This window comes from Oligella ureolytica DSM 18253 (genome assembly GCF_000373745.1).
GTDB lineage: Bacteria > Pseudomonadota > Gammaproteobacteria > Burkholderiales > Burkholderiaceae_B > Oligella > Oligella ureolytica.
On record NZ_KB892303.1, the window covers coordinates 1 to 18710 of the forward strand.

Annotated in this window: 21 protein-coding genes; 8 read left to right on the top strand and 13 right to left on the bottom strand. The window is 42.6% G+C overall.

Annotation, left to right across the window (positions count from 1 at the left end):
* The coding region (locus tag B092_RS0107260) for a transposase (protein ID WP_018574595.1) at positions 1-224 on the bottom strand (224 nt) is incomplete at its 3' end.
* A gap of 32 nt (positions 225-256) precedes the next feature.
* Here B092_RS0107260 and B092_RS0107265 point away from each other — a divergent pair.
* A complete protein-coding gene (locus B092_RS0107265) occupies positions 257-493 on the top strand; it encodes a DNA adenine methylase (RefSeq protein ID WP_083907488.1) in 237 nt (78 codons plus the stop codon).
* 31 nt (positions 494-524) lie between these two features.
* Here the strand turns inward: B092_RS0107265 and B092_RS0107270 are convergent, their stop codons facing one another.
* The 4 genes from B092_RS0107270 to B092_RS0107300 all read right to left on the bottom strand — a co-directional run bounded on the left by B092_RS0107270 (position 525) and on the right by B092_RS0107300 (position 3727).
* Positions 525-785, bottom strand: coding sequence for a type II toxin-antitoxin system RelE family toxin (locus B092_RS0107270; RefSeq protein WP_018574597.1), 261 nt, complete (start codon positions 783-785; stop codon positions 525-527).
* Positions 785-1006, bottom strand: coding sequence for a type II toxin-antitoxin system RelB family antitoxin (gene relB / locus B092_RS0107275; RefSeq protein ID WP_018574598.1), 222 nt, complete (start codon positions 1004-1006; stop codon positions 785-787). The genes B092_RS0107270 and relB (B092_RS0107275) overlap by 1 nt, the downstream gene beginning before the upstream one ends.
* A 911-nt stretch (positions 1007-1917) precedes the next feature.
* On the bottom strand, positions 1918-2754 hold the full coding sequence (locus B092_RS0107290; protein WP_018574601.1) for an alpha/beta hydrolase: 837 nt from the start codon (positions 2752-2754) through the stop codon (positions 1918-1920).
* Between the two features lie 388 nt (positions 2755-3142).
* On the bottom strand, positions 3143-3727 hold the full coding sequence (locus B092_RS0107300) for a uracil-DNA glycosylase family protein (RefSeq protein WP_018574603.1): 585 nt from the start codon (positions 3725-3727) through the stop codon (positions 3143-3145).
* Between the two features lie 305 nt (positions 3728-4032).
* Here B092_RS0107300 and relB (B092_RS0107305) point away from each other — a divergent pair, with 305 nt between their 5' ends.
* The 6 genes from relB (B092_RS0107305) (at position 4033) to B092_RS0107330 (ending at position 6924) form a co-directional block, all read left to right on the top strand.
* Positions 4033-4272: a type II toxin-antitoxin system RelB family antitoxin gene (gene relB / locus B092_RS0107305; protein ID WP_018574604.1), complete on the top strand. Its 240-nt coding sequence runs from the start codon at positions 4033-4035 to the stop codon at positions 4270-4272.
* On the top strand, positions 4256-4531 hold the full coding sequence (locus tag B092_RS0107310) for a type II toxin-antitoxin system RelE family toxin (RefSeq protein WP_018574605.1): 276 nt from the start codon (positions 4256-4258) through the stop codon (positions 4529-4531). The genes relB (B092_RS0107305) and B092_RS0107310 overlap by 17 nt, the downstream gene beginning before the upstream one ends.
* Positions 4532-4764: 233 nt before the next feature.
* Entirely contained in the window at positions 4765-5019 is a 255-nt protein-coding gene (locus tag B092_RS0107315; protein ID WP_018574606.1) for a hypothetical protein, read from the top strand.
* Between the two features lie 122 nt (positions 5020-5141).
* Positions 5142-5819 carry a 7-cyano-7-deazaguanine synthase QueC gene (queC, locus tag B092_RS0107320; protein WP_018574607.1) on the top strand — a complete coding sequence of 226 codons (678 nt, stop codon included), beginning with the start codon at positions 5142-5144 and terminating at the stop codon, positions 5817-5819.
* Entirely contained in the window at positions 5806-6231 is a 426-nt protein-coding gene (queD, locus tag B092_RS0107325) for a 6-carboxytetrahydropterin synthase QueD (RefSeq protein ID WP_018574608.1), read from the top strand. The genes queC and queD overlap by 14 nt, the downstream gene beginning before the upstream one ends.
* The gene (locus B092_RS0107330) at positions 6232-6924 is read left to right on the top strand and encodes a 7-carboxy-7-deazaguanine synthase QueE (protein ID WP_018574609.1); all 693 of its coding nucleotides are present in this window, start codon (positions 6232-6234) and stop codon (positions 6922-6924) included.
* Positions 6925-7047: 123 nt separating this feature from the next.
* On the opposite strand, the gene B092_RS0107335 is transcribed toward B092_RS0107330, so the two are convergent.
* The 3 genes from B092_RS0107335 to B092_RS0107350 form a co-directional block, all read right to left on the bottom strand.
* Positions 7048-8109: a hypothetical protein gene (locus tag B092_RS0107335; protein WP_018574610.1), complete on the bottom strand. Its 1062-nt coding sequence runs from the start codon at positions 8107-8109 to the stop codon at positions 7048-7050.
* A gap of 66 nt (positions 8110-8175) precedes the next feature.
* On the bottom strand, positions 8176-8880 hold the full coding sequence (locus B092_RS0107340; RefSeq protein WP_244870499.1) for a mechanosensitive ion channel family protein: 705 nt from the start codon (positions 8878-8880) through the stop codon (positions 8176-8178).
* Positions 8881-9558: 678 nt separating this feature from the next.
* Positions 9559-10755, bottom strand: a complete 1197-nt coding sequence (locus B092_RS0107350; RefSeq protein ID WP_018574613.1) for an ATP-binding protein — start codon at positions 10753-10755, stop codon at positions 9559-9561.
* Between the two features lie 144 nt (positions 10756-10899).
* Here B092_RS0107350 and B092_RS0107355 point away from each other — a divergent pair, with 144 nt between their 5' ends.
* Entirely contained in the window at positions 10900-11103 is a 204-nt protein-coding gene (locus tag B092_RS0107355) for a dodecin (RefSeq protein ID WP_018574614.1), read from the top strand.
* Between the two features lie 151 nt (positions 11104-11254).
* On the opposite strand, the gene B092_RS13930 is transcribed toward B092_RS0107355, so the two are convergent.
* From B092_RS13930 to B092_RS0107380, 5 genes are all read right to left on the bottom strand, one after another.
* Positions 11255-11779, bottom strand: coding sequence for a uracil-DNA glycosylase family protein (locus tag B092_RS13930; RefSeq protein ID WP_018574615.1), 525 nt, complete (start codon positions 11777-11779; stop codon positions 11255-11257).
* A 201-nt stretch (positions 11780-11980) separates the two neighbouring features.
* Positions 11981-13105, bottom strand: coding sequence for a Fic family protein (locus B092_RS0107365; protein WP_018574616.1), 1125 nt, complete (start codon positions 13103-13105; stop codon positions 11981-11983).
* A 390-nt stretch (positions 13106-13495) separates the two neighbouring features.
* Complete coding sequence (locus B092_RS0107370; protein ID WP_018574617.1) at positions 13496-14731, bottom strand: DUF3322 domain-containing protein; 1236 nt, start codon at positions 14729-14731, stop codon at positions 13496-13498.
* Positions 14728-18108: an ATP-binding protein gene (locus B092_RS0107375; RefSeq protein WP_018574618.1), complete on the bottom strand. Its 3381-nt coding sequence runs from the start codon at positions 18106-18108 to the stop codon at positions 14728-14730. Before B092_RS0107375 ends, B092_RS0107370 begins: the two co-directional genes overlap by 4 nt.
* A 2-nt stretch (positions 18109-18110) precedes the next feature.
* Positions 18111-18707 (bottom strand): DUF4194 domain-containing protein, encoded by a 597-nt coding sequence (locus tag B092_RS0107380; protein ID WP_018574619.1) that lies wholly within the window; start codon positions 18705-18707, stop codon positions 18111-18113.
* Between the last annotated feature and the right edge of the window lie 3 nt (positions 18708-18710).

Sequence of the window (18710 nt, forward strand, 5' to 3'; positions counted from 1 at the left end):
CGTTTAATCTCTTTTTCCAAGGCATACACTTTAGCCCCTTCTGGCAGTCGAACTCCTTTACCTGTAAAAGCATCTTTGCTATATCGTTTATACTCGGCAAGCCAACGAGAAACAATCGGTCGTGAAATAGCATACTGGTTCGCAACTTCAGTCACCGTAAGTTTGCCCATCGTGATCGAGTGGCAGACTTGTAGCTTAAATTCTTTGGAATACGTTTTGCGCATAAATATCACCTGCTTTAGTTGAGGTAACTTAACTGCGAGTCAATGAAAGTGTAGTATATCCAGCTGGAGGCAAAACACAACTATTGCCTGAAATACAGACACCTATACCTAATCAATTCACAACCGAACCTTTTACCTATATCGAGCCGTTTGTGGGCAGTGGCGCTGTTTTGTTTTGGATGTTAAATTCCTATCCAACCATTAAAAAAGCTGTCATCAGCGACAAAAATCAAGATCTCATCAATACTTATCTTCATTACAATTTATAGGTTTCATTGTTTGATCTAAGTTAGTTTAGAGTCATTTATAGATATCTTTTCGATGACCAATATTAACAACTTCAATGGTTATAGTTTGATCAATAATGTGGCATAAGATGCGGTAATTGCCAACACGATATCTCCAATCAGCTAAATCCCCTTTAATATTTTTCCCTGTAAACCGAGGATTAGAGCTATTAACTAAATTTTTTTCAATCCAAGCGACAATTAGACGAGCTTGAGTTTTATCTAGCTTTGATAAAGATTTTAATGCTTTTGCTGTATAGATAACTTGAAACATTACAACCCTAGCTTCTCTTTAACTTGTTGGTGCGTGTAAGTTTCAGGATTCTTTTTGTTATATTCTTTCGCTTCGACAAGGAGCTTAGCGTCTAATTCTTCTTCCATTTTTTCAGCCAAACTTTCTTTGAGTAAGGTAGATAAGCTTTTGCCATGAAATTCTGCATATTCGGTAAAAAGACGCTCTTCGGTGGCGTTTAAGCGAACACTAATGATAGACATATTAAATCCTCTGTTTAAAGTATTACATTGTAGTACCTTGATTGTTGCATTAAAAAAGAAAGGATGTCAAGAGTTGGAGTTAATCAATAAAAATCTAACAATAGCTTATCCACAATTATTGTGAATAAGTCTATTAATACAGTCGAAAACACTGTTTAACTAATTGATTTTTAACTAGTAAATTTGTATTGGTGAAGTTTTGAGCAGGTAATAATTAAATTAAATCGTCAATACTTTTGACACCTGGGATGTTCGCCCATGACGGTAGCCTTTTGTGGGGTGGTACTTCATCAATATCTTCCGATACTTCAGCCTCGACAGATTTAGAAGTAGTTGCAGGGGGTTCACTAGGGATCTCTGTGATGGCTTGAGCGATAGTTTCTTTTTGAGATTTTGTGTTGTTTTGAGCGGTTACTTTATTGCTGTTGAAATGTTTACTACAAAAACTTTGAATTTTGTTCTTGTGGTATTTACGGATTAATCAACATTTATTAGACAAACCAGTGGAGCAGTTAGTTAACGATAATGCGTTGGTTGCATTGGCTTTATTAGTTGCAGAAAGCTTAGCTGAGCAAAAATAACTCATGATCCGTTTAGTAGAGCATTTTATTTTGTTAAAAAAAGATGTAAAAAATTGATTGACTGTAGCAATCCCATTAAGTCTAATATCTTGTCTGCATTATTTCTTAAAAAATTTAAAGAGCTAGCAGTTAAAAGGGTGTATGTTATTAGGTCAGTACTGGAATTTGAGGCATGTGGTTTTGATGTGACCAGTGGTTTACATGATGTTTTTGTAATGACCCAGCACTCGATTATTGTCTTTACCTTGAAAATACAAAGGCCACATACAATTTTGAATTGTATGTGGCCTTTATTTTAAATTTCTAATCCCTTCACCAAGGCATCACTTACTACCCTTTACACTTCTCATTGATAAAGTCCAAGGCGGGTAGGGAGAGTTGTCTGAAGGTTAGCCAATCATGATCACCATCGATCACTCGGTATTCGACGTCTTTAGGTTGAGTTGTGTTGAGTTCCCAATAGAGTTTGGCGGCTGCGTTAACGATGTTGAGGAAGTCCTCATCACCGCTGGCAATGAACATGGGTGTAATACTATTCTTTTGTCGGTAGTGAGCTAAGCGTGATTTGTAGAGCGCTTGAGTCCACGCTTCTTCACTGAATTCGCCATCTTTTAGGAATGGCGGTGCTTTTCTCGCGGCAGAGGTTTCAGGTGGCAGTGGGTCGTAAATGGCGGGGCTAATGATACCCGCTGCACAAAAGAGTTCGGGGTGACTGAGCGCCAGGTTTAATGCGCCATAACCACCCATCGATAATCCTGCCACGGCGCGATTGCTTTTTTCAGGGCTAATGCTGTATTTCTCCTCAATGTAGGGAATCAGTTCATTAACGATGGCTTCTTCAGTTTTAGCTTCATCCGAGTCGACATACCAACTGTGTGCACCAATTGTCGGCATCACAATCAGGTAGTTATCTAGTTTTCCTTTTGGCATTAATGCGTCAGCAGTTTGTTGGATGCCACCTTTAACGATCCAGTCCGTTTCTGAACCTCCGGCACCATGCAGCATATAGATGACTTTATTAGGTGTAGCGTCTGGGATGTAGACTTTGTAATTGAACTCTTGACCTAGTAGCTCTGAATTAAAAATGCCGTCTTCAATGGTACCTGCGTTAATTGCTGTTGATAAGGAAAGGGATAGGGTAAGAAAGATAGTTTTCTTTAGATTCATGGTTTGTCTCTTTGTGCTTTTGTTAATTATTAAATAAAAATTAAGTATAAAGAAACGGTCATGGAAGTATATCGGGTCCATCCCTAGCAGTTATCTTAGGAAGCTACTTGTGGTGTGCGGAAGTAAGAAGTAGGTTGAATTTTAATTTAAACTTTAATTATTTATTAGGCCTGTTATGGCCGATGCTGATCAAGTAAGGATCGACAAAGGAGTCATTGGGAAAATTACGTAATTAGTTAAAAAGTGGCTGTTTTGAAAATGTCACTTTTTGATAAATTGTTAATTTATTTTGACCAACACCAGTTGAACGATGTTGGCGCAATTAAATACGCCGAGATAACAAAACATATGTTTAAGCTGTTGTTATCTAATACAGATTGATTTTCTTTTATAACATCCTCAACGCCTCAAAAAGCTCTCTATAAGCATCCGCTTTTTTCTCCAAAGCCAATGGATAAGCACGAGAGGAGGAGGGTAAGCGGTATAAGTTTAGCTCTCTGTTCTCAAATAATGTTCTGCTAGGTGCGTCAATTTTCGGTTTGTCCGTGTTTGGTGGCAGTAATGACATTAGCGTCGTCGTCGCTAACTCACCGGTCGTCATGATGGTGTGGCATTGAGGCAGTTGCGCTAGTAATTTACTCAGGTTAAGCGGTTCAACAATCTGTAATGACTTATCAGCAGCATTGCCAGCCAATCGGATGACTTGATGGGCGGTATCACTGATGGCAATGCCTTTATTGTATAGAAAGTCTCGGAGTAGCTCTTCATTAAAAGACTTGCCATCCGCTTCAAGAAAATAGTTCTTATCCTCAAAAAATATCAGCCCAAAAATTCGCCACATATCATTTTGCAAATTCGGATAATAAAAATCCATTTTCCAGCGATGGCGTGGTGGTGGAAAGGAACCCAACATCAATAAGGCGGCATGTGGTGGTGCAAAAGGTGGTAGGGGATGAGTTTCTATGGGTTGCATAGGGGGTAAATCATTACAGGGTCTGCGGACAAAAACTTGGACTACTTTTGTTAGGTAGAAAATGTATTCATACGAAAAAATGCTCAAAGCGGAACTTCATTAGTTATATATTAACTGACTCACGCAGTTTAACAGATTAAGAATTGAGCTCTAACCGGAACAAGTCTATCCCACGCTAATTGACAGCCTGAAGTTTAACAAATTAAGAGTGGTGTAGGTTTAAGGCCTATATATCAAAATGGTTGTTCATATTCTCACTTCAACGTACAATGTAATACAAATATTATACTGTTTTGGGTGAAACTATGAATAAATCGACTAACGTATCTTTGCGTTTGCCAACAGAGCTTGTTGAGCGTATTAGTCACTTAGCTGAAACCACTGGTCGAAGTCGCACATATTATATGCAAGAAGCTATCAAGCAACATATCGATGATTTAGAAGATCTTTATTTGGCTGAGCAAGCATTGGTAGATGTGCGGGCAGGAAAAAGTGAAACTATTTCGTTAGAAACTTTAATTGAAGAATATGGCTTGGAAGATTGAGTTAACAAAAGAAGTAGCTAAAAAAATTAGAAAACTCGATAAACCAGTAGCTAAGCGACTTATTCAGTTTTTGCACGAACGTGTTTCGACCTTGAATAATCCAAGAGACATTGGGGAAGCCCTAACTGGTAGCAAACTAGGTGAGTTTTGGAAATATCGTGTCGGTGACTACAGAATAATTTGTAAAATTGAGGATAAAGAAATAACTATTTTAGTTGTCCAGATAGGACATCGAAAGTCTATATATAACAACGATTGACTAAATTTGTCCTGAATTGATCGTTATTCTAATTCAACCCCTACAAAATCATCTCGGCAAAAACTCTAATACGTCCCCACGTCTAAAATTGGCTGAAAGCTGTTGCAATGAAACTTGGCGCTCACCGTAAATTTCGGTTAATGCCTTTTGTGACTGTTGGAATGGTAATCCCCTCATTTTTAGCAGATGGTTGAGACCTTTAATTGTACATTGTTTGTAAGATGTAATTTTGTGTGGTAGATTTATTTTCTAGCGACGAGTCCCCAGCTCTAGTTCAGGAAGTCATAGCAAAATCATTTTTATTGTTCCGTGATTTTTTATTGATTGAGTTAGAACTTGAAACTAATGAGACATTAGGAGAGGAATGTTGGTTAAAGCTTCTTAAGGTGAGTGAAGTTTATTTAGCCGATGAAAAAGAATACGAAGAAAGTAGGTCTGCTTTAGATTGGAGGTACCAATCAGTCGAGGCTGTTTTAAAATATTTATGATGTAGTTACTGTCAATGCCTCAATCCCAAGTATAATAGCCCCTTCAAGCGTGGTTCGAAACCTTCCCGCGCCGCTCAATTACTTTCGATTAGAGCGAAACTAAAACTACGGAAATTATTATCATGTCAGTATCAGATCAAGCCTTGGTCATCTTTTCGGGTGGCCAGGATTCAACGACCTGTTTGTTACAGGCGATCGCCCGCTTCGGGGCAAATCACGTTCAAGCTATCAGTTTTGTATATGGTCAACGCCATGCCATTGAGCTGGATTGCGCTAAGCGAATTGCTCAAGAACTTGGTGTTAAACAAATCATCATTGACCTATCGCTTGTAGGGCAGATAACGCACAATGCGTTGATGGATGATCAGGCGACTATTGAAGAGTCTGGAGACGGCACGCCACCCAATACTATGGTCGATGGGCGCAATGCTTTATTTCTCATGTATGCCGGTATTTACGCCAAGTCGCAGGGTATGAAGCACATTTACTTAGGTGTTAGTGAGACTGACTTTAGCGGTTATCCAGACTGCCGTGACGTCTTTGTAAAGTCGATGAACGTTACTCTCAATCTCTCCATGGATTATGATTTTCAAATTCATACCCCTCTGATGTATTTGACTAAAGCGCAAACCTGGGAATTAGCCGACGATTTAGGCTATTTAGACTTTGTACGAGAAAAAACTCATACATGCTACTTAGGTGTAGAGGGTGGTTGTGGTGAATGTCCTAGCTGCGTTTTACGAGAGAACGGCTTGCGTGAGTATTTAAGAAGCAAGGGGGCGCGTGATGAAAGTCGTTAAGAGCTTTAGTTTTGATATTGCCCATATGCTGGATTGCCATGATGGCAAGTGCAAAAACTTGCATGGTCATACCTATCGACTGGAGGTTGAAATTAGTGGTGAGCTAATTCAAGATGGTCCAAAAGAGGGGATGATCATGGACTTTTCTGATCTGAAACAGGCAGTCAAGCAATGGATTGTTGATCCCATGGATCACGCCTTTTTATACAATACAAAAAGTGAACGTGAAGTAGCATTAGCTGAAATGCTTGAGGGCTGGGATCTAAAAACTTATGCTCTTGATTGTCGCACAACGGCTGAGGCTGTCAGCTATCATATTTATCATGTACTACGCGAGCAGGGAAATTTACCGGTGACGCGAATTCGTTTATGGGAAACGCCGACTTCCTATAGCGAATATGAGGGGGAATAAATGGTTGAGACTGTCATTATTCCCATCCCAAGCCGCGAGCCCATTCAGGACCCAAATCCTGAGTTTCGTATTGTAGAGATTTTTGAAAGTCTGCAGGGTGAGGGATATAACACTTGCATGCCGGCGATTTTTATTCGTTTGGGTCGCTGTGATTTAGCTTGTTCATGGTGTGATACAGACTATCAGACCTACGACTCCATGACACTGACGCAGATTTTAGAAAAACTGCAGGGCTATACCGCAAAAAATATCATTATCACAGGGGGCGAACCGGCGATTCATCCACGTCTGACCGTGTTGTTGGATGCACTGAAGTCCCGTGCTTATTATTTATGTATTGAGACAAACGGTCTGCATCAGATACCTGCGCAGATCGATTATATTGCGACCAGTCCCAAAGCGTGTTATGCCGAGCGTTATCAGAAAAAGGCTTTAAGTCATGCAGATGAAGTACGTATCGTAGCTGATCTTAATACAATGACTGAGCGGCAATTTATGGACTTTGCACAGGTGATGGCACAAAAAATCACAGCTAAGCACTATTATCTTTCACCTTTAGAGATAGAGGGTGAGATGAATATTTATCAGACGATTCGTTTGATTGGCCAGTTAAATGCTGCTGGCGTTGAGGGCCCAAACACAGTGCACTGGCAGCTCAGTGTGCAAACACATAAGTGGGCGGGGATTGAATGATGTCTTTGACCGTTTGGAAACTAAATATGCAGCTTTAGCTGATAAATAAACTTGGACGTATATTTAACTTATGAAGCAATCGCTGATTTTGACCACAATACTTAATTGTTCTGAATCATACAACTAAAAGAAGTAATCTTTTTCTCCCTTTTGAAACAGCATGTCATAATGTAGCTCAAGGTATGGCTTCAGTTTGTTTAAACTGGTGATGTCCCGGCAAATTATCTGTAAGTTATTGTGCTGTTCTTCTAGTCCTTTCAAATGCTTATTAATAGCTCGTGTTGTGGCAGCTGGTGTTTTTTTGTGAAAATGATGATGTAAAATGCTCGCGAGTGGATCGTCGTGCAGAATATTTTCTTTACTTCGCAGTAAATCTCTATGCTGTCTTTCGAGTAATTCGCTGGCACTCTCCAAGTCTTCACCAAGTTCCTGCAAGGGTGAGTGACCTACATATTTAGCGTAAAAATCAAATATACGTGGAATATCATTGGAATTACGCGCTTGAATCAATTCGCTCATTAGACTGTTCTTTTCTTCACGCAGGGCTTCATCAGTTTCTTTGTCCGGGTGTAAAATAGCCGCAATTTTTCGGAAAAGACGGTTTATCGATGAGGATTTCATCAGCTGTTTTAAAGCCAGCTTTTCTTCATGGTGTTTCTGCGCATCTTCTTCTTGTTGATGTTTGAAAAATTCCTCGAAAAACTCCTCAAAAAATGACTCACTGCCTTTTGAGCCTTCATCACTATCTTCAAAATTATCAAGAAAAGACGACTCATCACCCAAATCTTCATATAGAGGAGGGTGTAAAGCCTCATAAGCCTCATTCAAGCTTTGTGTGATCGGTCTAAAATCAAGATGAGAGCTAAAAGGGTTACTCTGCATGGTGAATAAATACTGACCGACCCATGCTAATAATGTTTCTCGCTGCCAGCGTGTTAAGGACTTTCTACTCAGAAACCCAAGTAAGTGAAGAGAGCTTTTGTACATCGTATCCATGCACTCTTTTTCTTTTGCTTCTAAGCGGTTGCTGGTTTCTTTGACAAAAGTCCGGATATGTTCTCGGTAATTCTCGTTATCTTTCTGTTGCTCAATAACCTGTTGCCAAGCCTTGTCAAAGCGTTGCTCTTCGGGAGAACGTGTAGCTTTGTCAGTGCTTTGCATAGTTTTAGTGGTAGTTACTTTCATGTAAAACTTTCGAGATAATAATTTAACTGGGAAAACATCTATTCTGACATAAGAGACCGAGGAAAACTAATTTTTAAACATATCTACTTGATTGTTCTTTACCGGTGATTGCTGCGCTACAGTGTTAAGTTGATTAATGTGAACCGGGTTAATCAAATTAATTTCTGCTTGATGCAAGCGGTCGAGGACCTCGAATAATAACTCTGTACGTACTTGGCCAACTAAGCGTGGGCTTGGTACATAGCAGGTGGCTGAGAGGGTGAGGCTACCGCCATCAACACTGTCCAGACGGATAAATGGCACCATCTCGCAGAGTACTAATTCATGCTCAGCAAAGACTTCAAGAATCATGTCGGATACGATACGTGGATTGGTACTGATGGGTAAAGACAGGGTGATTTTTACTCGCCCCTCACTTTTGTCCAAGGTCATATTGCGCACAGCTTTGGTAATAAATTCGGAGTTGGGCACAATCAGGGTAGAGCGGTCGAATAATTGAATTTCCGTGGCGCGAATATTGATACGTTTAATATCGCCATCGTCATTGCCAACCACTACCCAATCGCCGACTTTCACTAGGCGTTCGGTTAATAAAATTAGGCCTGAAATAAAGTTTTGCACAATCGACTGCAAACCAAAACCGATACCAACTGATAGTGCACTGGCAACCCAAGTTATCTTGTCAAAACTCAAGCCCATTGAGCCGAGGCTTAGGGCAATGACAGCGACGCTACCCAAATAACCGGACATGGTCGAAATGCTTGACTGCACACCCGATTCTAGTTTGGTATTGGGGAAATACTTTGTTTCAAGCCATGATTTAAATAGTCGAATGACCCGGTAACCAGCAATTAAATCCAAGCACAATCAATGGACTTTTTTCTTTTGATGAATTAAACGGCTCGCTTATTCGACTGGATGATAATGCCGATAATCGCACATTTTTCGTAGGTGAGAATTTTGTCGAGCAACGTGATATGGAGACGGGTGAAAAGCTCTAGGAGAAATTAGATTATTCACTTAGAAAGACTAAGTAGATTTTATAAGGGCTAGGTTTAAGATCTAGCCCTTTTTTTACTTTCTCAAATAGCTCTTGTTTCCTGAATCAGTTAAGCAATACTTGCCGCCTCTGGGGCCGGTGCAGTAGTTGCCGCTCCTGCAGGAACAGCCTTGTTGTCCTCCAACGGCAGCAAAGCCTAATGAACTACCTGTACCTCAACCGCCGTTACCGCCATGTTCGCGGGAGCAGTTCTTCCTGGATTGACTAACGGAACCGTCGTTGCACACGAAGATGGCTCCTTGGCAATGTGATATACCACCTTTCTTACCACTACAGGGCTTATTACCTCTGGCTTCGGCGTCGCTAAATGTTATTGCAAAAATGACAATAAAGAGAGCGCTAATGATGTTTTTCATAAATGGTTTAAAAGCAATAAATAATGTTGATGATTAATACAAAAAACCAAATAACCACAGAGGGATTTTGTTCTCAAAACCCACCTCAATATCATCGGCGGCGATAAAGCCTTTGGTGCCTTGTAGTTGTGCACTGGTTTTGCTGGCGCCGCCCACTTCAAAGGCCCATTTATCATCCACTACAAAATCGCCACGATCATGATAATGCACCTGATGCTTCAAACCTAGTTGCGACACAAAAAAACTCTCACGTATAGAGCCCTGATTACTACCGCTGCACAGTACCTGAAATAAATTGGGATTATCTAATAGTAGCTTATCGGGTTTATTAACCGCGCGCATCCCCACGCCTCCCCGCACTACGTGAATTAAACTGCCTGCATCCATTTGTTGCAAATACTTCTGCAAAGTAGGCCAAGAAACACCGGCTGAGGCACTTAATTTAGAGATGTTTAACTCATAAGGATCGGTACTGCACAGCATGTACAAGATCTTTTTAAGCTTATCCAGTTTAGAGGGATCAATATGATAAATACGGCTTAAATCTGAATCAATTGTCAAATTAACCACCTGTAGTAGCTTCGATGGATAATCGACCAGAGACTCCTGATAAAAAGGATAACACCCATACCGTAGATATTTAGTAAACTGCTCTAGTGGACGAAAATGCGCTAAAAGTTGTGCCACAATCTCTTCATGTGAAATCAGTATTTCCTTTAAAGAAAAACTGGGTAAAGGCTGACCAAGTTCTAATTCACAAAATTCACGAAACGACAATACGCCTAGGCGATGCACAACCGCTCGGCGCGATAAGTCAGCACTGGCATATTCAATTTGTAAAGCACTTGAACCGCTGAATAGCAGTTGTAAATCAAATACATCATAAATCGCTTTAAGTTCTTGTGAAAAATTATCTGCTTTGTGAATTTCATCCACTAATAATAATCGACCACCACGTGCATAAAAAGCGTCAGCCAAATCATATAAGCTTACCCCGACCATGGCAGGATGGTCGCAACTGACATACAAAACCTGTGTGCTTGCTAAATTACGTGACTTGGCATACTGCAGTAAAATCGTACTTTTCCCAGCACCACGTGCACCCTTAATACCTAGTAAACGAGTATTAAAGTCTATCTGGTGATAAAGGTACCTTTTATATTCAGGCACATCACGGGAAAGAATTTGTATGGAAATTTTTTGCAATGTAGCGAGATTTAGAGTAGCCATAGGTTTATTGATAAACGTAATTTATATTAAAACTAGTTTATTATAAAGTATATTTTATAGCAAGACATCTCCTACAGCTGTACTTGTTTCGCCCATGCAAAAAGCTTAAGATGAAAATTCACCTATTAAAAGGAGGCTCTTGTTATGAATCATACCTATAAGCAAATTGAGATTGTTGGCTCATCCACCACTAGCATAGAAGATGCGGTCAGTTCGGCCATTGCCAAGGCAAGCGAGACGATTCGCAATATTCAGTGGTTTGAGGTAGTTGAAACGAGGGGTCATGTCAGTGATGGCAAAGTAGCCTACTGGCAAGTTTCAGTGAAACTTGGATTTACCTTGGAATAATGACAGTAACTTCGTCGTACTTTTTGTGATTGTAGGGGCCGCTATTAGCGGCTTCTTTTTTTTAGTTTGCACGAATGACTTCCTCCTCTTACTTAGACCAGTCGCAGTGCTTCAAAAAAAGCATGATAGATCTTGGCCTTTTTCTCTAGGGCTAGGGGTACGCTCGGGATGACGATGGTAGGCGATATAAGTCGAGTGTTCTGCCATTAAACAGGGTAGTACTGAGAACACCAATTCGGGGTGTTTTGGTTGTTGGTGGCAATAATGAGACTAATGTACTTGTAGCTAACTCACCGGTGGTCATAATGGCATGACAGTCAGGGAGCTGAGCGAGTAAGTGATTTAAGTCCACTGGTTCAACAATTTGCAATGACTTGTCTGCGGCATTACCCTCTAAACGAATAACCTGCTGTGCCGTGTCACTGATGGCGATGCCTTTATGGAATAAAAAGTCCCGTATCAATTCATCATTAAAATCCTTACCTTCGGGTTGTAGAAAATAGTTTTTATCTTCAAAAAATACCAAACCAAAAATCCGCCACATATCATTTTGCAGATTTGGATAATAAAAATTCATTTTCCAACGACTGCGTGGTGGTGGAAAGGAACCCAACATCAGTAAGGTGGCATGGGGTGGTGCAAAGGGAGGTAATGGATGGGTTTCGATAGGAAGCATGGGAAGAAAATGCGCAATTAGAAGGAGGCGCTAGGAGTTATGCACTATCCTCGTATATTAACATAGACCTCAGAAAACTGATTTTTAGGTGTTTGGCTTTTGATGGGTCTTTCAGAACTTCGTTTAAAGCGTGTCTGGTTGGCTTGGAGTTAATGCGATTAAAATTTAATTAACTTAAATGTTAAATGTCAGTTCACCATTCTATTTAACAATTCTCAACAATTGATCAAATGAATAGATACTAGGCGCTGAGCCGCTACCCTTTCTTGTGATACGAAGAATTTTGGCATCAATAAGTTTATTTAGGTTTGTATTAATAGTAGTTCTGCCGACGCTACTACCATGCTGTTCAGTAATATAGCTTTGGACATGGCTGGAATTAAAAATGGGTCTAATAAATATAAAATCAGTTAAGGCTGAACTGTAAGGGGAGTTGGTAGCTGCGACGATTTCTTTCTTCATTGCATTATGAAGCTCTAGTATCGCTTCTACCTTGATGATATTTGATTTGGCTTGGGAGTTGACAGCCTGTAGAAAAAACTTAATCCAACCATTCCAATCTTCATGAGAAGATACATTGTTTAATCTCTCGTAGTACTCACCTCTTTTAGACTCTAAAACTTCTGATAAATAAAAGTTTGGCGTGTTGAGTCTATTTTTTTTATATAAAGTTAGGGGAATAAGAAGACGTCCTATTCTGCCGTTACCATCTTTAAATGGGTGAATAAGCTCAAATTGAGCGTGCAGAATTGCAGTCTGAACTATCGGATCGACTTCGTCATAGGATATGTACTGTTCCCAGTTCTCAAGAGCCGTAGATAAAACTATTGGGCTAGGAGGGACAAAAATAGCATTATCTATGGTTGAACCTTCGGTGCCAATCCAGTTTTGTTCTTTTCTGAATTCACCTGGAGATTTATCTTGACCTCGAACACTAGTCAGTAGCTGTTGGTGTAATTCTAATATCAAACTTAATGACAGTCTTCGACCTTCCTCCAGATAGGCCTGGGCAGTTATCATGGCCGTTCTATAGTTAATAATTTCTTGAATGTCATTTTCTTGTCTTGAAGTGGCAGGTGGTTTTCCCGCCTCTTGGTCAAGAACATCTTTGTATGAAGCCTGAGTGCCTTCAATTCTTGATGAAAGATCAGCTTCTTGATCTATTAAGGTAGAAAGTAAGACCCTAGGGTTAGGTATAGCTCTTAAAATTCCATCGTATGTGGAGAGAGCGGAATTGGCATTACTGATATCTCGAATTAAGCTTGTTAACTTGAGTTTTTCTAAGGGTAGAGGCAAGTTATCAGGAATATATGTTTGTTTAGACATGAATTTCTACCGTTTATAAAAGATGATTTTATCGAACGTCCAGTGTACCTTAAATAAATTTGTGTTCGGAAAACTGGAGTAAACCAAACACAAATTAGTTTGTGTTCGACCAGCAGGACATAAAGTAATTTGTGTCCGGTTTTTCCTTATAAGCCGTTCATAAAAAAAATAGTGTTCAGTGCCCCGGACACAAATATGTCTGGTGGTTTCATGAGTTTTTGCTAAATAATAAAAGTAAAGGATTAGTTAACATAACCACTCGCCTAGCAGAAATGCTGACCCTTTAGAAGAAATACTGCTTGTCAAGGCTCCGATTCGGCTGAGTTGCTGCTGCAGCTAACGGTGTTTGGTCAAGGTGTTTGTAAAGTCACCCGTACATTTATGAAAAAATTACACAACGGAGCCAGTAATTGTAGGTTCTAATTTGCTGAGTTGCTGCTGCAGCCAGCCAAATCGTACATGTTCTTGCTCAAATCGCAGATTAGTCACCGTTTCCTTATTTGGTGGGCAAAATGTATTGTCGCGCAATGCCTGATAAAGTTTTTGCTCTTTGTCGCTTAGCAGTGGTAATGCGCTGGTGCAGCGTTTATCTGCCGGTTCCTGCCCCCACATGTCTTGGTGGTGTAGCAGGGTAGTAGCATCCATTAATAGAGATTGGGTATGTGGTAAGTGGTTACGCAGGCGGTTAAGAATGGCAAAGCCGTGAGTGTCAATATCGCCCCAGTAGTAAAGCGGTTGTCGGCTTAGCCAAGGAATCTGGCCTAATACATCTAAGGCATAGCCTTGACCAAATAGCAGGATTGAGTCTGCTTGCTCGGGAAAGGCCAAAGCGTTGATTTCGTTTTCAGTCACAAACACCTGTTTTACCGGTAGGTACAAGCTGGCAAGCTGTTCTACAGGCAGTTCCAGGTCGGTTAGTCCAGCAATCGCTAGCTTACTGTCAAGTATACGTAAACGCACCCGTAACGGTTTGTCGAGCAGGCCGTAGCGCTTGCTGAAGGCATTAGCGCCGCGCCATTGCTCATCTATGTGCTCGGCAGGTAGAACCATATCTAGCAGTTGCCCCAATAAACCACGGTGTTGTTCAATAAACTTGGTATCTACGCCAGCAATGTCTAGTTGACGCAAGTACAAACCGCTGTGTGGATGATGACAAAACCATTGCAATACTGCCAGCACTTTATGCCAGTTGCCAGCTTTCTCCAGTGCCAATAAACTATATTTTTCCAACCAAGGAAGTAGTTCAGGGAAGGCACTTAGGGTATCTTCCTGCAGTTTATCAAATTGCTGTGCGGCACCACGCAGACCAAGTAGTGCAAGGGCATCGTCTACCTGCTCGACCCAGACATTGTCAGGAATCTGGTTACGCCCTAGCTGGCGATGGTTGATTTCTTTCCATGTAAGCCGGTAACGTTTGTCAAGTTGTTGCAACTGATTAATCCAGTATCTGACTTGCTCAAAGTGTTGACCCAAGTCTTGGCTGTTTGGTTTTTTTAGTCGTAGTTGTAAGGGAAATAGCGACGTAGCATTTGGCAAGCGGGTGCGTAGTAGCTCACCCTTGTCCCAAAGACGCTGCAACTGGGCACGTAATTCAGACGGTGTAGTCCAGTTCGGTTGAGTCATCATGTCTTGGTCCTGCTAGTATTTTGTGCCTGGTACTCTTCAATGCTAAGGCAACGCAACATGGATTCACGCCCTTGATCGTTATGTACAAAGCCGACACTGCTAACATAAGGCTCAATAATATGAATTTTTTGTAACGGGGTGACGATCAGCAATTGCAAGTTGAGTTTGCGAAACAGCTCCAAGCCGTAACGAGCTGATTCATCAGAGCCGCGTCCAAATGCTTCGTCAATCACCACAAAACGGAAGGAGCGTGAGCGGATCACACCCCATTCAAGCCCGAAGCGATAGGCTAAGCTAGCTGCCAGGACGGTATACGCAAGTTTTTCTTTTTGCCCACCCGATTTACCACCTGAGTCACTATAATGTTCGTGCTCGCTATTGTCTTCGCGCCAGCGTTCAGACGCAGAAAAGCTAAACCAGTTACGCACATCGCAGACTTTATGGGTCCATCGCTTGTCGGCTTCGCTGTTGCCATCGCGACCACGAAAGCGTTCAATGATTTCACGTACCTGTAAAAACTTGCTTTCTGCATATTGCTCGTCTTGATGACCGGAAAGACTGCCTTCGGTGCAGGCTTTAAGGTCGTTACGGAAGGCGTTGATTTCTCCATCGCCGCTTGATTGGGCTTCCAACTGGATGAGTCGACCGGGGTTATAATCGATTTCCTGTAACGAGCGGTTTATTTCATCTATACGCTCACGGATGTCCTGCTCTTCACGACGCAAATGAGTCTGGAAATTGGCGATTTCGTTAATGATGTTTTCATTGAGCATGTCTTTAAAACGTTGCTCAAATTGTGGCAAACCATCTTTTTCCAGATTGGCGAGCATTGTGCGGTACTCTTCTGCAGCATCGACATTGGCGTCAACTTCTTGGGTGTCCATTGGGTAGGCAGTGCGATATTCAGTCATGGCTTGGATAATGTTCTGAGTAAGGCGTTCCAAGCGCTTGTCGCTGGCATTGATTTTGTTTTGCAACCAGCCGCGCATTTCCTGCTCGCGATTGGCGCAAGATTCAACGGTTAGAGTATGTTCGCCAAGTGCCTGTTCACGCAGCGATGGCAGAACGGTGAAATGTGTCTGTTGTTCTGGTGTCGCGGCGTAGTACAGGGTCCGGGCATCGTCAGCAGCGTGCTGAGCATCCTCTTGCTTTTGCTCGGTTCTAGCGAGTTCCCGGTTCTTTTCGTCTAGGGCATCGCGTAGATTGCGTAGCTTGCTTTCCAGTTGATGCAGCTGCTCTTGCAGGATACGCAGGGTATCGGACTCAGTCTCTAGTTGCTGGCATTCCTGTTCTAGATGTTGTATCTGTCCTTGCAGGGATTGCCAGTCGAGTTCCTGGAAGTTGTCAAATACCGACAATTGCGCAAGTAGCCTCAGATGTTCGTCAAGATCGCGTTGACGTTGCTGCAATCCAGCGATCTGCATAGCGTATTGTTGGATTTGTAGTTGTAGCTCGTTAGCTTGTTTTTCTAGTGCAGCAATTTTTTGCTCGTTACTCCAACCCAGGATATATTGAGTGCGGTCGTTCAGTCGGCGGCGGTCGTCCTTTTCATGACGTTCTTGGCTGGACTTTACTTGTCCGGCAGAGGTAACGGCCCTGTCTTCGCGACGGAATTGTTCTAGTGAGATGCAGCAGGCATAGTCAAAACGTCGCGCCAATTCGGCCTCTAACCAGTCGTAGAATGGGGTGTCTGGTTTTATCTGCAGCTTTTTTACCAGTGAATTGGGGTGTGTATTTATTGCAGACTGATTGCGACGCTCCCGGATCCGAAAATAAACTAGGCGACCGGCCAAATGTGTCTGTTCAACCCATTGGGCGACCTGTTTGTAGAGCGCATCGGGTACCAGTAGTGACAAGCCGAAATTATGTAGCAGGCGTTCGGCGATGCCCTCCCAATCGCTTTCATTGTCGCGTACTTTGAGCAATTCGCCAACGAAGGGTAACTCGCTTTCTTGCAGTTCCAGTTCGGCGCATAGGCGAGTACGGATATCCAGCATGCGTGCCGGCAGGTTGGAACGCCGTTGGCGCAGGGAGCTTAGTTCGGAGTCAAGTTGTTCATGCTGCTGGCGCAGATTACGCAATTCGACAGCGGTTTCGGTTTGCTCATTTTGTGCGACATCACGCTGTGAGTTGTAGTTGTCGTTGAGGTCGGGTAATGCATGGTGATTGGCCAGAAACGGCTCGGCGCTACTGGCCAAGGGGAGCTCTAGCTTCTGCGCTAATTTGTTATAGCGCTCGCTTGCACGCTGACGGCGTTGTTGCTCGTTTTGCGCACGGGCTATCTCTTCTTTGATGGCAGCTAGTCGGTCGCCGCCGTTTTGAGCAATGGCGCGGGTCAGTTCGTCGCGTTGTGATTGACCGTGTTGCTGTTGCTCTTGTAGATTGCGCTGTTGTTCTTCTTGGCGGCTTAGATCATGCGCCAGATTGTCCAGTCGTTTACTTAGCAGTTCGGCCTTAAGGCCGGCAAACCAAGGCGCTAAAGCGTCTCGGCAGGCAACCTGAGTTTGCCGTTCGACTGACACTAACTGGTGACGTTCGACATTTTGCACTAGTGGTTGTAGTAAGGAAATTTGTTGTTTTGCCTTAAGTACGGCTTCATGAGCGCGGTTAAGGTCATCGAAATGCTGAATCAGAGCCTGAATACGTTCATCTACAGGAAACTCTTCGAGCATATGCTCGCGCACGAAGTCGGTAAGGTTTCCTACTGACTTCATGGATACCGTCTGACTGAACAGCTCGAGCGCCTGATCGTTGTTGATTCCAAAACGGCGACGAAAAGCGGAGCTATAGGTGGTAAAACTGGTATTTAGGGTGACTTCAGGCATTTCGCGTAGGCGTTTGCGCAAACTGTTGAGATCATTACCGAAGTGGGCAAAGTGCTCGGTAATGCTTAAGTGCCTGTCGGCGACAATGTAAAAGCGCTCTGGTTGACCGCGACTTTCGGTGATGTAAAACACTTGGGCCAGGGTTACGTGTTGGTCGTAGCCTTCGTTGTAGAAGCGACCCAAAATAACCGAATAACTATTGTGATCGCGCAGCGCAACCGGTTTTGCATTAAGCCCGGAATCACTGCGTTCTGACTTGTAGTAGCCTAGCACATAGGAGCGTAGGGTCCGTTCTTTGGCTTCGGCACCCGCAGCCTTGTTATAGGCGATTTTTTGTACAGGCACTAGCAGGGTAGTGATTGCATCAACTAGGGTTGACTTGCCTGAGCCGATATCACCAGTTAACAGCGCATTGTCTCCATTGGTCGGGAAGCGCCACACTTGTTGGTTAAAAGTGCCCCAGTTATATACTTCAATGTCGTGCAGGCGAAATCCCGCGCGTTCATTATTGTTGGCAAAGTCGAGCATGGGGGCTATGTCGAGATCATTCATTGCTACTCTCCTTCATCTTCGTTTAAAGCAGCATATTCTGCTAGGCGTTGATCAAACTCATTTAACCATTGTGCATCTACAAAGGCTTTAAGGATACGCAAGACTTCATAGAGCGGCTCCTGCTGACCCCGTAATTTACGTAGAAATCCTAGCTCAACTACCTTGGCGATATGGTTGTCGATACGGTCAACAAGACGGGCTTCGTTGCTACTGTCGGGCAGGAACAGGCGTAGCAGTTCGATTAGTTGAGTGCGCGAAAGAATCAGGCGAGTTTCGCCGCTGCTGGCATCAAATTCAGCTAGTCGTTTGCGTAGCAGTGCTAATAATAGGCTTACCGGGTAGCTTAATTGACGACGGACAATTAACTTGGGGATGGTGTTTTTTTCGTCATCACCCTCGTCTTGAAATTGGCGTAGATAGGCATAGCCTTCAGCTTCGTCAAAAATGAGCTCCAAACCCAGTAGCTGGATATAATCGCGTATAGCGGCTTGTTGCTCTATCAGTTTTTGCCAGCTCGGCTGGTTGTCTTCACGGTAGAGTACACCCTTGAAAAGGCTGATGAGTAGTGGCGACAAGTCAGTAGAAAGAAGGGCGGTCATGGG

Excerpts from the sequence above, each read along its gene's own strand:
- B092_RS0107270 (WP_018574597.1), bottom strand. The coding sequence starts at position 785 with ATGTTTCAAGTTATCTATACAGCAAAAGCATTAAAATCTTTATCAAAG.
- relB (WP_018574598.1), bottom strand. The coding sequence starts at position 1,006 with ATGTCTATCATTAGTGTTCGCTTAAACGCCACCGAAGAGCGTCTTTTT.
- B092_RS0107290 (WP_018574601.1), bottom strand. The coding sequence starts at position 2,754 with ATGAATCTAAAGAAAACTATCTTTCTTACCCTATCCCTTTCCTTATCA.
- B092_RS0107300 (WP_018574603.1), bottom strand. The coding sequence starts at position 3,727 with ATGCAACCCATAGAAACTCATCCCCTACCACCTTTTGCACCACCACAT.
- relB (WP_018574604.1), top strand. The coding sequence starts at position 4,033 with ATGAATAAATCGACTAACGTATCTTTGCGTTTGCCAACAGAGCTTGTT.
- B092_RS0107310 (WP_018574605.1), top strand. The coding sequence starts at position 4,256 with ATGGCTTGGAAGATTGAGTTAACAAAAGAAGTAGCTAAAAAAATTAGA.
- queC (WP_018574607.1), top strand. The coding sequence starts at position 5,142 with ATGTCAGTATCAGATCAAGCCTTGGTCATCTTTTCGGGTGGCCAGGAT.
- queD (WP_018574608.1), top strand. The coding sequence starts at position 5,806 with ATGAAAGTCGTTAAGAGCTTTAGTTTTGATATTGCCCATATGCTGGAT.
- B092_RS0107330 (WP_018574609.1), top strand. The coding sequence starts at position 6,232 with ATGGTTGAGACTGTCATTATTCCCATCCCAAGCCGCGAGCCCATTCAG.
- B092_RS0107335 (WP_018574610.1), bottom strand. The coding sequence starts at position 8,109 with ATGAAAGTAACTACCACTAAAACTATGCAAAGCACTGACAAAGCTACA.
- B092_RS0107350 (WP_018574613.1), bottom strand. The coding sequence starts at position 10,755 with ATGGCTACTCTAAATCTCGCTACATTGCAAAAAATTTCCATACAAATT.
- B092_RS0107355 (WP_018574614.1), top strand. The coding sequence starts at position 10,900 with ATGAATCATACCTATAAGCAAATTGAGATTGTTGGCTCATCCACCACT.
- B092_RS13930 (WP_018574615.1), bottom strand. The coding sequence starts at position 11,779 with ATGCTTCCTATCGAAACCCATCCATTACCTCCCTTTGCACCACCCCAT.
- B092_RS0107365 (WP_018574616.1), bottom strand. The coding sequence starts at position 13,105 with ATGTCTAAACAAACATATATTCCTGATAACTTGCCTCTACCCTTAGAA.
- B092_RS0107370 (WP_018574617.1), bottom strand. The coding sequence starts at position 14,731 with ATGATGACTCAACCGAACTGGACTACACCGTCTGAATTACGTGCCCAG.
- B092_RS0107375 (WP_018574618.1), bottom strand. The coding sequence starts at position 18,108 with ATGAATGATCTCGACATAGCCCCCATGCTCGACTTTGCCAACAATAAT.
- B092_RS0107380 (WP_018574619.1), bottom strand. The coding sequence starts at position 18,707 with ATGACCGCCCTTCTTTCTACTGACTTGTCGCCACTACTCATCAGCCTT.